This is a genomic window from Roseovarius halophilus (ex Wu et al. 2025), assembly GCF_047086965.1.
The window spans coordinates 18,579-31,379 of the sequence record NZ_JBKOTX010000004.1 but is presented as its reverse complement, the minus strand read 5'-3'; the positions used below and the strand labels follow the sequence as shown (position 1 = coordinate 31,379).

General features: G+C 64.8%; 13 protein-coding genes. 11 read left to right on the top strand and 2 right to left on the bottom strand.

Annotated elements, in window-relative coordinates; translation table 11 throughout:
* Nucleotides 1–76 precede the first annotated feature (76 nt).
* The gene (locus ACH107_RS01380) at nucleotides 77–1,714 is read right to left on the bottom strand and encodes an ABC transporter permease (protein WP_412504319.1); all 1,638 of its coding nucleotides are present in this window, start codon (nucleotides 1,712–1,714) and stop codon (nucleotides 77–79) included.
* Between the two features lie 170 nt (nucleotides 1,715–1,884).
* On the opposite strand from ACH107_RS01380, the gene ACH107_RS01375 reads away from it, so the two are divergent.
* The 10 genes from ACH107_RS01375 (at nucleotide 1,885) to ACH107_RS01330 (ending at nucleotide 9,996) form a co-directional block, all read left to right on the top strand.
* Nucleotides 1,885–2,805, top strand: coding sequence for an ABC transporter ATP-binding protein (locus tag ACH107_RS01375; RefSeq protein ID WP_310691000.1), 921 nt, complete (start codon nucleotides 1,885–1,887; stop codon nucleotides 2,803–2,805).
* Nucleotides 2,802–3,563: an ABC transporter permease gene (locus ACH107_RS01370; protein WP_412504318.1), complete on the top strand. Its 762-nt coding sequence runs from the start codon at nucleotides 2,802–2,804 to the stop codon at nucleotides 3,561–3,563. Before ACH107_RS01375 ends, ACH107_RS01370 begins: the two co-directional genes overlap by 4 nt.
* Before the next feature lie 71 nt (nucleotides 3,564–3,634).
* A complete protein-coding gene (locus ACH107_RS01365) occupies nucleotides 3,635–4,432 on the top strand; it encodes a S49 family peptidase (RefSeq protein WP_310690998.1) in 798 nt (265 codons plus the stop codon).
* A 1-nt stretch (nucleotide 4,433) separates the two neighbouring features.
* Nucleotides 4,434–4,610 carry a hypothetical protein gene (locus tag ACH107_RS01360; protein WP_310690997.1) on the top strand — a complete coding sequence of 59 codons (177 nt, stop codon included), beginning with the start codon at nucleotides 4,434–4,436 and terminating at the stop codon, nucleotides 4,608–4,610.
* Nucleotides 4,610–5,566: a calcium/sodium antiporter gene (locus tag ACH107_RS01355; RefSeq protein ID WP_412504317.1), complete on the top strand. Its 957-nt coding sequence runs from the start codon at nucleotides 4,610–4,612 to the stop codon at nucleotides 5,564–5,566. Before ACH107_RS01360 ends, ACH107_RS01355 begins: the two co-directional genes overlap by 1 nt.
* Nucleotides 5,563–6,342: an SDR family oxidoreductase gene (locus ACH107_RS01350; protein WP_412504316.1), complete on the top strand. Its 780-nt coding sequence runs from the start codon at nucleotides 5,563–5,565 to the stop codon at nucleotides 6,340–6,342. The genes ACH107_RS01355 and ACH107_RS01350 overlap by 4 nt, the downstream gene beginning before the upstream one ends.
* A 286-nt stretch (nucleotides 6,343–6,628) precedes the next feature.
* Nucleotides 6,629–8,494: an excinuclease ABC subunit UvrC gene (uvrC, locus tag ACH107_RS01345; protein WP_412504315.1), complete on the top strand. Its 1,866-nt coding sequence runs from the start codon at nucleotides 6,629–6,631 to the stop codon at nucleotides 8,492–8,494.
* A gap of 149 nt (nucleotides 8,495–8,643) precedes the next feature.
* A complete protein-coding gene (gene pgsA / locus ACH107_RS01340) occupies nucleotides 8,644–9,303 on the top strand; it encodes a CDP-diacylglycerol--glycerol-3-phosphate 3-phosphatidyltransferase (protein WP_310690994.1) in 660 nt (219 codons plus the stop codon).
* Between the two features lie 2 nt (nucleotides 9,304–9,305).
* Nucleotides 9,306–9,551 (top strand): molybdopterin converting factor subunit 1, encoded by a 246-nt coding sequence (gene moaD / locus ACH107_RS01335; RefSeq protein WP_310690993.1) that lies wholly within the window; start codon nucleotides 9,306–9,308, stop codon nucleotides 9,549–9,551.
* A 4-nt stretch (nucleotides 9,552–9,555) separates the two neighbouring features.
* A complete protein-coding gene (locus tag ACH107_RS01330; protein ID WP_310690992.1) occupies nucleotides 9,556–9,996 on the top strand; it encodes a molybdenum cofactor biosynthesis protein MoaE in 441 nt (146 codons plus the stop codon).
* 2 nt (nucleotides 9,997–9,998) lie between these two features.
* Here ACH107_RS01330 and ACH107_RS01325 read toward each other — a convergent pair whose 3' ends face one another.
* Nucleotides 9,999–11,327 (bottom strand): ABC1 kinase family protein, encoded by a 1,329-nt coding sequence (locus ACH107_RS01325; protein ID WP_412504314.1) that lies wholly within the window; start codon nucleotides 11,325–11,327, stop codon nucleotides 9,999–10,001.
* A gap of 405 nt (nucleotides 11,328–11,732) precedes the next feature.
* Here ACH107_RS01325 and ACH107_RS01320 point away from each other — a divergent pair, with 405 nt between their 5' ends.
* Nucleotides 11,733–12,788, top strand: coding sequence for a Hint domain-containing protein (locus tag ACH107_RS01320; RefSeq protein WP_412504313.1), 1,056 nt, complete (start codon nucleotides 11,733–11,735; stop codon nucleotides 12,786–12,788).
* The last annotated feature ends 13 nt before the right edge of the window (nucleotides 12,789–12,801 follow it).

Below are 12,801 nucleotides of genomic sequence, written 5' to 3'. Positions count from 1 at the left end.
AATTTCCGACAAAAAGAATAGGGAATTGGCGTCGTCGCGTGCGACGTTCGCCAACCAGCCGTCGATCAGGGAGGTGTCAGGTTGTGACGACGCTGGCGCGGCGCCAGTCGGCGATCTGCGCGCAAAGCAGGATCACCGGGATCAGCCCCAGACCGGCGATAATCAGGCTGGGCACCGCCGCGCCGGTCAGCCGCTCGTCCGAGGCCAGCCGGAAAGCCTGCACCGCCAGGGTGTCATGGTTGAAGGGCCGCAGGATCAGGGTGGCGGGCAGTTCCTTGACCGTATCGACGAAGACGATCAGCAGCGCCGTCAGCAGGCTGGGCCGCAGGATCGGCAGGTGGACCGACCGAACAGTGCCCATGGAACTGCGCCCCAGCACCCGCGCGGCGGCATCCACATTCGGCGTGACCGTGGTCAGCCCGCTGTCATAGGCCCCGATGGCCGCGGCCAGGAAGCGGATCATGTAGGCCGCGATCATCAGCCAGATCGACCCGGTGATCAGCAGTCCCGTCGAGATGTCGAACCAGGCCTCCATCCGGGCATCGAGCCAGTTGTCGAAGCCTGCGAAGGGCACAAGCAGCCCCACCGCGATCACCCCGCCGGGGACGGCATAGCCCAGACGCCCCACATACAGCGCGACCGTCGAGATACGGTTGGGATTGATCCGCCGGAAGGTGCCGATGAAGACCGCCGCCGAGACCGTGACGATCGCAGCGACGCTTGCCAGCTTCAGGGTGTTCTGCAGGAAATCCATGTAGCGCGGGCTGAAGATGTTCTGCTCGGACCGAAGGCCCATCGCGAAAAGGGCGACGGTGGGCACGATGACCCCCAGCAGCACCGGCAGTCCGCAGACCACCTGCGCCGCCAGGGCCTTGCCGCCCGCCAGGCGGTTGCGCGAGAAGGGCGCCTGCCGCCCCCGGAGCGCATAGGAAGCCGCGCCGCGGTTCTTCTGTTCGAGCACGGCCAGCAGCAGGGCGAAGGCCAGCAACCCGATGGCAAGCTGCGCCGCCGCGGCCCGGTCGGCCATGGAGAACCAGCTGGTGTAGATGCCCGTGGCGAACGTCTGCACGCCGAAATGCGCCACCGTGCCGAAGTCCGCGATGGTCTCCATGATGACCAGCAGGGCACCGGCCGCGATGGCCGGGCGCGCCATGGGCAGGGCGACGCGGAAGAAGGCCGCGGCGGGCGAGGACCCGAGCGAGCGGGCCGCGTAATAGGGGGCCTTGGCCTGCAGGCGAAAGGCCGCGCGGGCCAGCAGGTAGACATAGGGGTAAAGCACCAGCGTCAGCATCGCGGCCGCCCCGCCGATCGAGCGGATCTCGGGGAACCAGTAGTCGCGCGGGCCCCAGCCCGTCACGTCGCGCAGCAGGGTTTGCACGATCCCGGGATGGTCCAGGATATGGGTGTAGGCATAGGCCAGCACGTAGGCCGGGAAGGCCAGCGGCACCACCAGGGCGATTTCCAGCCAGCGGCGGCCACGGAACTCGGTCGTGACCACCAACCAGGCCGTCACCGCCCCGAACACAATGCTGCCCGCGCCCACCAGTGCGACCAGCACCAGCGTCGTCCAAGTGTAGCGCCAAAGCACCGTGTCGGCGAGGTGGCGCAGGGTGTCGAGATCGCCCAGCAGCGACGCGGCCACCACACCGACGATGGGCAGCAGGCAGATTGCCACCACTGCAAGCGCCACGCCGGAAATGAAATGCCTGTCCATCGGTGCAGGTGTCCCAAGGGTTGGTTCGTCGGGTATCTAGCGCGAATGCCGCGCAGGTGACAGGCCCGAATTCCGGGGGCGATGCCCCGCGTTCGTGCGTCTGCGCAGGCCGGGGTCTCGCTTTTCCTTTGGCTTTGGAAGGACTACTGTTAGCGCCAAAGGGGGCAGTGATGACCGATATCGTTCAAGTCCGGAATCTCAGGAAAAGCTATGACAACGGGTTCGAGGCCCTCTCGGGCGTCGACCTGACCATCCGCGAGGGCGAGATCATCGCGCTTCTGGGTCCCAACGGTGCCGGCAAGACGACGCTGATCTCGACGATCTGCGGCATCACACAGCCCACGTCGGGCACCGTCACCGTGGGCGGCCATGACATCCTGCGCGATTATCGCAACGCCCGGGCCATGGTCGGGCTGGTGCCGCAGGAAACCCATGTCGAATCCTTCGAAAAGGTCTTGAAGACGGTGCAGTTCTCGCGCGGGTTGTTCGGCAAGGGCCGGGACGATGCCAAGATCGAGGAGGTGCTGCGCAGCCTCTCGCTCTGGGACAAGAAGGACAACAAGCTGATGCAGCTCTCGGGCGGTATGAAGCGTCGGGTTCTGATCGCCAAGGCGCTGGCCCACGAGCCGCGCGTGCTGTTTCTGGACGAGCCGACTGCCGGGGTCGACGTCGAATTGCGCCGCGACATGTGGGAACTGGTCCGGGGCCTCAAGCAGCAGGGGGTGACCATCATCCTGACCACCCATTACATCGAAGAGGCCGAGGCCATGGCCGACCGCATCGGCGTCATCAACAAGGGCCAGATCCTGCTGGTCGAGGAAAAGGATGCGCTCATGCGCCGGCTGGGGCGCAAGACGGTCCAGATCGAACTGGCCGAGCCGGTGACGGCGGTGCCCGACGCGCTGGCGCACCTGCCGCTGAGCGTCGAGAACGGCCACCTCGTCTATTCCTACGACAGCCAGGCCGACAAGACCGGGATCACCGGCCTGCTCAATGACATCCGCGACGCGGGGCTTCACATGACCGATCTGCACACCCGGCAAAGTTCGCTCGAGGAGATCTTTGTCAGCCTCGTGAAGGAGGACGCATGAACCTGCATGCCATCAAGGCCATCTATGTCTTCGAGATGAGCCGGTTCTTCCGCACGCTGTGGCAGTCCATCGTCTCGCCGGTGGTCTCGACCTCGCTCTATTTCGTGGTCTTCGGTGCCGCCATCGGCAGCCGCATCGACCAGGTCGAGGGGGTCAGCTACGGGGCTTTCATCGTGCCGGGGCTTGTCATGCTATCGGTCATGACCCAGGCCACGACCAACGCCAGTTTCGGGATCTATTTTCCCAAGTTCATCGGCACGATCTTCGAGCATCTCTCGGCGCCGGTGAACTTCTTCGAGATCACCCTGGGCTATGTGGGCGCGGCGGCGACCAAGGCGCTGTTTATCGGGACAATCATCCTGCTGACCGCCTTTCTCTTCGTCGACATCGATATTCGGCACCCGATGGCCATGGTGGCCTTCCTGGTTCTTACCTGCACCAGTTTCGCGCTGCTGGGCTTCATCCTTGGCATCTGGGCGGGCAATTTCGAGCAGTTGCAACTGGTGCCGCTACTGGTGATCACGCCGCTGGTCTTCCTGGGCGGGTCCTTCTACTCGATCTCGATGCTGCCGCCGGTCTGGCAGACGATCACGCTGTTCAACCCGGTGGTCTACCTTATTTCTGGCTTCCGCTGGGCCTTCTTCGGGACAGCGGATGTGCCGGTGGGGCTGAGCCTGCTGGCCATCGCGGGGTTCACCGCGCTGTGCCTGGCCGTGATCGCCGGGATCTTCCGGACGGGATGGCGGCTGCGGGATTGAGGGAGGGCGCAGGGACGTTTGGTGCTCAAGCTGCCTTGTTCACATCGGCCCCGAAGCCTACATGTGAACGCATGAAACGCTGGATTCCCTTCCTGAAATCCGGTCCCGTCGTATCGGTCGTCCGCCTGCAGGGCACGATCGCGGCGAACGGGGCGCGCGGGCTCTCTGATCGGGGGCTGGCCGAGGCCATCGAAAAGGCCTTCAGTCGCGGCAAGCCCGCCGCTGTCGCGCTCGAGATCAACTCGCCCGGCGGCTCGCCTGTGCAATCGGCACTGATCGCAGCGCGGATCATGCGCCTGTCGCGCGAGAATGAGATCCCGGTCTACAGCTTCGTCGAGGACGTGGCCGCCTCGGGCGGGTACTGGCTGGCCACCGCGGGGCAGGAAATCCACGTCGATCGCGGCTCGCTCGTCGGCTCGATCGGGGTCATCGCCGCAAGTTTCGGCCTGCCCCAGGCGCTGGACAAGGTCGGTGTCGAACGCCGCGTCCACACCGCCGGGAAATCCAAAAGCTTCATGGACCCCTTCCAGCCCGAGAAACCCGAGGACATAAAGCGCCTGCGCGGGATGCTCGACGAGTTGCACGCCTACTTCAAGGACCATGTCACCGAGCGCCGGGCGGGAAAACTGGCCGAGGGTCAGGATCTCTTTACCGGGGATGTCTGGGTCGGGCGCCAATCCGTCGAGGTGGGCCTGGCCGACGGGCTGGGCCAACTAGTGCCGGTGATGCAGGATCGGTTCGGCGACAAGGTCCGCTTCCGCCGCTACGGGCAAAAGCGCGGCCTGTTCCAGCGGGTCGGCGCGGGGCTGGCCGCTGACGCCATCGCCGGCCTGGAGGAGCGGGCCGCCTACGCCCGTTTCGGCCTCTGACGTGATCTCCAAGATTGTCCTTCTCTTCCTCGTTTTCATCGGCGTGCTGGGCATGTTCGGCAAACTGCGTGCACCGCGCGTCGTGCGCCGGGCACAGGACAGGCTCTCGGCGGCCAAGTGCCGCAAGTGCGGCAAGTACACCTTTGGCAAATCCTGCGACTGCAAGGGGCGCAGCTGATGCTGGTGGACTGGGTCTATACCGGGCTGGGCCTGCTGATCCTGCTGCTGGCCGGCGACAGCCTGGTCAAGGGCGCGGTCAACATGTCCCTGCGCGTCGGCATCCCGGCCCTGATCGTGTCGCTGACCGTCGTCGCCTTCGGCACCTCGGCGCCCGAGCTGCTGATCTCGGTGCAGGCGATCCGGGAGGATGTCCCGGGGCTGGCGCTGGGCAACGTGGTCGGGTCGAACACCGCCAACGTTCTGATGGTGCTGGGGGTGCCGGCGCTGCTGGCGGTGATACACACGGGCGCGTGCAACGCGCGCGACAGCTACATGCAGATGATCGCCGCGACCGTCCTGTTCATCGTTCTGGCCTTTCGCGGGACGTTCGACTGGATATCGGGGCTGATCCTGCTGGCGGCGCTCGCGGCGATGCTGATCCACGCGGCGCGGGCGGCGAACAACCACCGCAAGGCCGACGCCGCGGCCCCTGCGAAGGACGCCGACGACCTGGAGGGTGCGGATCCCGACCTGCCCTGGCCCAAGATCATCCTGTTTCTTGCGCTGGGGCTGATCGGGCTGCCGCTGGGCGCGGACTTTCTGGTGGATGGGGCGAGCAATATCGCCCGAACATTCGGCGTTTCGGAAACCGCCATCGGGCTGACACTGGTCGCCGTGGGAACCTCCCTTCCGGAACTGGCGACCACGGTCATGGCGGCGCTGCGCCGGCAGGCGGATGTCGCGCTGGGCAATGTCCTCGGGTCCAACATGTTCAACCTTCTGGGGATCATCGGTGTGGCGGCACTGTTGGGCGATATCCCGGTCGGCCCGGAGATCCTGCGCTTCGACCTCTGGGTCATGCTCGGGGCGGCCCTGATCCTTGTGCCTTTCGTATTTTTCGGCATGAACATCAATCGGATATGGGGTATCGTCTTCAGCGTGCTCTACATTGCTTACGTATGGGTGGTTCTATGACGGGTGTGGCTTTGATCACCGGGGGCGGCAAGCGCCTTGGTCGTGCGATGGCGCTCTATCTGGCCGGGCGCGGGCTGGACGTCGCCGTGCACTACCACGGCAGCGCGCAGGGCGCCGAAGACGTCGTGACGCAGATCGAGGGGATGGGCCGCCGGGCCGTTGCCCTGCAGGCCGATCTGCTGTCCGAGGCTGACACGCAGGCGCTTTTGCCACGGGCGGCGCAGATGCTGGGGCCGGTGACTTGCCTTGTGAACAATGCCTCGATCTTCGAGTACGACGAGATCGACACGATCACCCGCGCAAGCTGGGACAGACATCTTGACTCGAACCTGCGCGCGCCGGTTGTCCTGACGCAGGCCCTGGCCGGGCAGGCGCCCGGGGCGGCCACGGACGCGCACGGCGAGCCGCAGGCGCAGGCCCTGGTGGTGAACATGGTCGATCAGCGGGTGCGCAAGCTGACCCCGGCCTTCATGAGCTACACCATTGCCAAGATGGGGCTCTGGGCCTTTACTCAGACGGCGGCGCAGGCCCTGGCCCCGCGGGTGCGGGTCAATGGCATTGGCCCAGGGCCGACCCTGCAGGGCGCGCGCCAGAGCGCCGAGCATTTCGCCCGCCAGCGCGCGGCCACCGTCATGGGGCGCGGCTCGAACCCCGAGGATATCACCGCGGCGCTGGGTTACTTCCTGGATGCCCCGGCGGTGACGGGGCAACTGCTGTGCATCGACGGCGGCCAGCACCTGGCCTGGCAGACGCCCGATGTCCTCGGGTCGGAGTAACCGCCGCCATCAGTTGTGCACGGGCCAAGCCGCGCGCTGCCGGGCCTTAATAATTTTGTAACAAACTCAGAGGCTTGCGATAGGTCTGGATATTTATATATTGTTTTCAAAGACCTGTGGTTTTGCCTAAAAATTGTGCAGGGTCACGAAGCTGTCATGACACAAGGAAAATTCCCGATGCCCAAAAGCTTGCCCACGGGGTTGTCCACAGGAATGGTGGGTATGTTCCCGCTTGATCCCCGTGGCGGGTCATTGCAGCCAAGCTAGGGAATCATAGGCTAGGCCCATGAGCGACGCGGAACAGCCCCCCAGGACCGGCGCGGCGGTCATCCAGTCCTACCTCAGGACGCTCGACTCCAGCCCCGGTGTATATCGGATGCTCGATGCTCAGAGCCAGGTCCTCTACGTGGGCAAGGCGCGCAACCTCAAGGTGCGGGTCGGCAATTATGCGCGGCCCACCGGGCATTCGCCGCGCATCGCACGGATGATCGACGAGACCGCCTCGATGATGTTCCTGACCACGCAGACCGAGACCGAGGCGCTGCTGCTCGAACAGAACCTCATCAAGCAGCTCAAGCCGAAATACAACGTCTTGCTGCGCGACGACAAATCCTTTCCGAATATCCTCGTGGCCAAGGACCATGACTTTCCGCGCATCGGCAAGCACCGCGGCGCCAAGAAACAGAAGGGCGCCTATTACGGCCCCTTCGCCAGTGCCGGGGCCGTCAACCGCACGCTGAACACGCTGCAGAAGGCCTTTTTGCTGCGCACCTGTTCGGACAGCGACTACGAGACCCGGACGCGGCCCTGCCTGTTGTACCAGATCAAGCGCTGCAGTGCGCCCTGCGTCGGCAAGATCAGCCAGGAGGACTACGCGGCGCTGGTGCGGGATGCCGAACGCTTCCTGCGGGGTAAGTCGACCGAGATGCAGGCGGCACTTGCCGCGCAGATGGAAGAGGCCGCCGCCGAGATGGAATTCGAGCGCGCCGCCGCCCTGCGCGACCGCATCCGCGCGCTGAGTTCGGTACAGACTGCCCAGGGCATCAACCCCCAGGGCGTGGCCGAGGCCGACATTATCGCCCTGCATGCGCAAGGCGGACAGGCCTGTGTGCAGGTCTTCTTCATCCGGGCGAACCAGAACTGGGGCAACCGCGACTACTATCCCCGCGTGACCGGTGAGGAGGACGCCGCCGAGGTCATGCAGGCCTTCGTCGCGCAGTTCTACGATCAGCGCGAGCCGCCGCGGCAGCTGCTGCTGTCGCACGGGGTGGATGATGCCGACTTGCTGGGGCGCGCCCTGGCCGAGAAGGCCGGCCGTAAGGTCGAGATCACGGTCCCGCAGCGCGGCGAAAAGGCCGAGCTGGTGGGCGGAGCCCTGCGCAACGCCCGCGAGAGCCTGGCGCGCAAGATGTCCGAGACGGCGACGCAGGGAAAGCTGCTCAAGGGTCTGGCCGAGGCCTTCGACCTGAGCCAGGTGCCCCAGCGCGTTGAGGTCTATGACAACAGCCACATTCAGGGCACGAACGCGGTGGGCGCGATGATCGTGGCCGGGCCCGAGGGCTTCGAGAAAGGCCAGTATCGCAAGTTCAACATCAAGGGCGAGGATCTGACCCCCGGCGACGATTTCGGCATGATGAAAGAGGTGCTGACGCGGCGCTTCAAACGGCTGCTGAAGGAAGACCCCGCGCGGACCTCGGGCCAGTGGCCGGGGCTGCTGCTGATCGACGGCGGCGCGGGCCAGGTCAGCGCCGTGCGTCAGATCATGGAGGAGCTGGGCGTGGGCGACGTGCCGATGGTGGGCGTGGCCAAGGGGATCGACCGGGACCACGGCAAGGAGGAGTTCCACCGCACCGGCAAGCGCGTGATGGCGCTGCGCCACAACGATCCCGTGCTCTATTTCATCCAGCGCCTGCGCGACGAGGCGCACCGTTTCGCCATCGGAACGCACCGCGCCAAGCGGGCCAAATCCGTGGGGGCCACCCCGCTGGACGACATCCCCGGCGTGGGCGCGGCGCGCAAGCGGGCGCTGCTGGCGCATTTCGGCTCGGCCAAGGCGGTCAGCCGCGCGGCGCTCGCCGATCTGAAAGCGGTTGACGGCATATCCGAGGCCATGGCCGAAACGATCCATGGCCATTTTCACGAGAAAGGCTGACCTGGTGGAGTGCCTGCGGCACGCTTGATATCTCGTCGGCGTGCCGCCGCCTGGGAGTTGGGGGGCAGCCCCCAAACCCCCGGGATATTTTTGGCCAGAAGATGCACGCGAATGTGGCACGGGGGCGGGATTGGCGCTAAGACGCGGGCATGAAATGGACTCTGCCCAATACCCTGACGGTGCTGCGGTTGCTGGCCGCGCCCGGCGTGGCGGTGCTGTTTCTCTATTTCACCCGGCCCTGGGCCGACTGGATCGCTTTGGCGCTGTTTTCCAGCGCCGCGTTGACCGACTGGATCGACGGCTATCTGGCCCGCGCCTGGAGCCAGGAGTCGAGGTTCGGCGCCATGCTGGACCCCATCGCGGACAAGGCCATGGTGGTGATTGCGCTGCTGGTGATCTGCGGGTTTTCGGGCATGGATCCCTGGATCCTGTTGCCGGCCACGCTGATCCTGTTCCGCGAAACCTTTGTCAGCGGGTTGCGGGAGTTTCTTGGCGAGACGGCCGGCACGCTCAGGGTGACGCGGCTGGCCAAGTGGAAGACGGCGGCGCAGATGACGGCCATCGCGGTGCTGTTCTCTACCGGGGCCTTCGAGACCTATTTCGCCATGCAGACCGAGGGGATGGACCCGGCGACGATCTTCGCTATTCTTGACGGGCAACTCCCGGATGAAAACGGCATCCTGTGGAAGTATTATGGAAGCATGTATAGCTGGTGGATCGGCATCCTGCTGCTCTGGGCGGCGATGGTGCTGACGCTTGTCACGGGCGGGGATTACTTTCGCAAGTCCCTGCCGCATCTGAGGGGGTAGCCATGCAGGTGCTTTATTTTGCCTGGGTGCGTGAACGCATCGGCCTGCCGCGCGAGGAGGTGCAGACCAGTGCCGCGACCGTGGCCGATCTGGTGGCGGAGTTGCGCGGGCGCGAGGCGCGCTATGAGGCCGCCTTTGCCGATCTGACCGCCCTGCGTGTCGCGCTGGACCAGGAGTTGTGCGCGTTCACGGATTCGCTGGACGGGGTGCGCGAGGTCGCCTTCTTTCCACCGATGACCGGGGGGTGAGGGCGTGACGATCCGGGTGCAGGCAGAGGGGTTTGATCCGGGGGGCGAGATGAACGCCTTTTGCGCGTCACTGGACGGTGCCGGGGCGGTCGTCAGCTTCTCGGGTCTGGTGCGGGATGTCGGTGGGGGCCTGAAGGCCATGGAGATCGAGCATTATCCGGGCATGACGGAAAAGGCGCTGGGCAAGATCCGGGACGAGGCCATGGGCCGCTGGGACCTGGCCGACGCCTTGATCGTTCACCGCCACGGCGCGCTGGCGCCGGGGGAGGTCATCATGATGGTCGCCACCGCCGCGCGCCACCGGCAGAATGCCTTCGAGGCGGCGGAGTTCCTGATGGATTACCTCAAGTCGCGGGCGCCCTTCTGGAAGAAGGAGCGCACCGAGGAGGGCGACGCCTGGGTCGCTGCCCGGGCAGAGGACGAGGACGCGCTGACCCGCTGGTGATCTCAGGGCAGGTGCCGGTCCAGCAGATCGTGCAGCGCCACGCGAGCGCCCAGCCGGGCGGCCAGCAGGTAGAGCCCGCCGATCTTGCGTTGCAGGAACAAGACGTCAGCTGGCGGTGCGGCAGGCGCGAGACCCTCTTGTGCGAGGGCCATCCCCTCGGCCTGAAGGGTCCGTGCAAGGCTTTGATCCGAGAAATCGTAGACCGGCTGCTGGCGCAGGTCGTCGAAGGCGGTTTCCATCATGGCGATGACGCGGGCGCGGTGGTCGGGGCGCAGGGTGTCGTCGAGTAGGCCCAGCGTTGTCGCCGCCGTGACCATGTCGTTGCGGGCCCCGGCCAGCCCCGCGCGGATCAGCATGCCATAGGCGGGCGCGATCCAGGGGGCCAGTGCGCGGGTCGCGCCGAAATCCAGCAGGGCGATGCGGCCGGTTTCGGCGTCGTGGCGGTAGTTGGCGAAATTGGGGTCGGTCTGGACCAGTCCGAAGGTGAAGATCTCGCGCAGCAGCAGATCGAAAAGGGCCTCGACCACCCGGTCGCGGGTGGCCTGCGGGGCCTCGGTGAGGTGTTCGATGGGCTGGCCGGGGAGGAAATCCATCGTCAGCACGGTCCCCTGCGTCAGTTCGGGCACCGGGCGGGGCAGGGCGAAGCGGGCGTCCTCTTCCAACAGGGCGGCGAAGCGGGTCATGTGCGCGGCTTCGGCGGCATAGTCCGTTTCCGCGTGCAGTTGCGCGCGCGCCTCGTCCATCAGCGCAGCCAGGTCCAGGCCAGTTGGGATCAGGCCCGACAGGCGGATCAGGCTGGCGACGTTTGCGACGTCACTGTCGATACTGCGGGCGATGCCGGGATATTGCACCTTGACGACGACGCTGCGCCCGTCCCGCAGCCGCGCCTTGTGGACCTGTCCGATCGAGGCCGCCGCGATCGGGCGCACGTCGAACTGTGCGAAGCGGCGCAGCCAGTCCGGACCCCAGGCCGCGGTCAGCACCGATTTCAGCTGTTTCGGCGGCATGAACTCGGCCTCGTCGCGCAGGCGGGCCATGATCTGCGCCAACTCGGGCGGCAGGACGGTGCCGCCGTCCATCGAAACCAGTTGCCCCACCTTCATGGCCGCGCCCCGCATCCGGGCCAATTCATCGGTGATGCGGTGCAGGTTGGCAGGGGTGAGCAACAGCGCGTGGGGGTCGGGACGCTCACCCCGACCGAGCCCAACAAGCCCGTCGCGCGCCATGCGGCCCGCCAGCCCCAGCGCCAGCCCGCCCATGCGCGCGTTGCGCCCCAGCCTGCGGCTGGGCACCGGCAGGCCGCCGGGGCGGCGTTTGGGCGGTATGGTCATGATCCGGCTCCTGTCCCGTGGCCCATGGCAGGTAGCAGGCGGCGACCACCGGGCAAGGTGCCCCCTCAGGCCATGGGCGCGCAGGACGCGCGGTGCGGGCAGGTGACAAGATGGTGGTTGACCTGTCCAGCCTCTGACGGCGCCGATCACATCCGCAAGGCCCCGGCATCGGGATCAGCCTGGCCCGACAGCCGGCGTTTGCCCCTGTCACACCCACCGAATAAACGAAGGCCGTACAACCTCAGGTTGTTAATTTATGATTGGTAAACGGTGCGGGGCGGCTCGACACGGTTTGGTCCTTTAATGGCGATCGAAGGATGACCGGGGTCGCGACGGGGCATTTATGAAGCTCAGCCTCTCAAGAGTGAGGAAAACATGGCAACCCGGATAGATAATGAACAGGTAGTGACCCTTTCCGACATCAACTTGGTCGACTTCAACTCATTTACAATCCGTAACACCGCGAACCTCGATCTGACCGCCGTTGTCGAGGATGACGATCCAAACTTTGTCGAGGACGCTGGCGACGAGATAATTGGATCAACCGCACAGACAGGAACAGTGACGGACACGTCATCCGGAACAGTTCTGAATAACGGAATTGTCGGGCACGAACGCCGGTTAGAGCTCGAGCATCCAACATCCAGAGAGACGCTGGTGGCGTCGGAAATCAGTTTTCCAACAAACCCTAGAACCGATAATGGCTTCGACGGGCGATACTTTATTTTCGACGGGCCGATCATTAAAGGCGTCACTTACACGATCACAGATTCGGATTACTATCCGACCTCGACCAACTACGAATACACCTATCAGGACAGTAATGTCGTCTGTTTTGTTGCTGGTGTCAGGATCCACACGCCTGATGGTCCGGTTGCCATAGAAGACCTGCAGGTCGGGGACATGGTCACGACGATGGATGGCGGGCCTCGACCCATCCGCTGGATTGGTCGACGCACCTTCGGCGCGATCGAACTCGCTGCCAATCCGAAGTTGCGTCCTATCATTTTATTCGCCGGAAGCTTTGGACACAATCTGCCCGAGACGGACATGGCGGTTTCGCGTCAGCACCGAATGCTGGTGCACTCACCCATTGCCCAAAGGATGTTCGGGCGCCAGCAGGTCCTGGTGCCGGCGATCAAGCTTACGAAGATTCCCGGCGTATGTATCGACGAGAAGACCGAGGCCGTCGAATATTTCCACCTCCTTCTCGATCAGCACGAAATCATCTACAGCGACGGGGCACCAACCGAAAGCCTTTTCACAGGATTGCATGCACTGAAATCTCTCAGCTACGACGCGCGCGAAGAAATTGCAACGATATTTCCAGAGATTGCAAAAAGGGATCATGCACCCAAGCCGGCAAGATACATTCCCGACGGAAAGAAGCAAAAACGTTTGATCGAGCGTCATTTGAAGACAAACAAATACTTGCTACACGAACAAGACACGTCGATTTGATCTGACCAGCGCG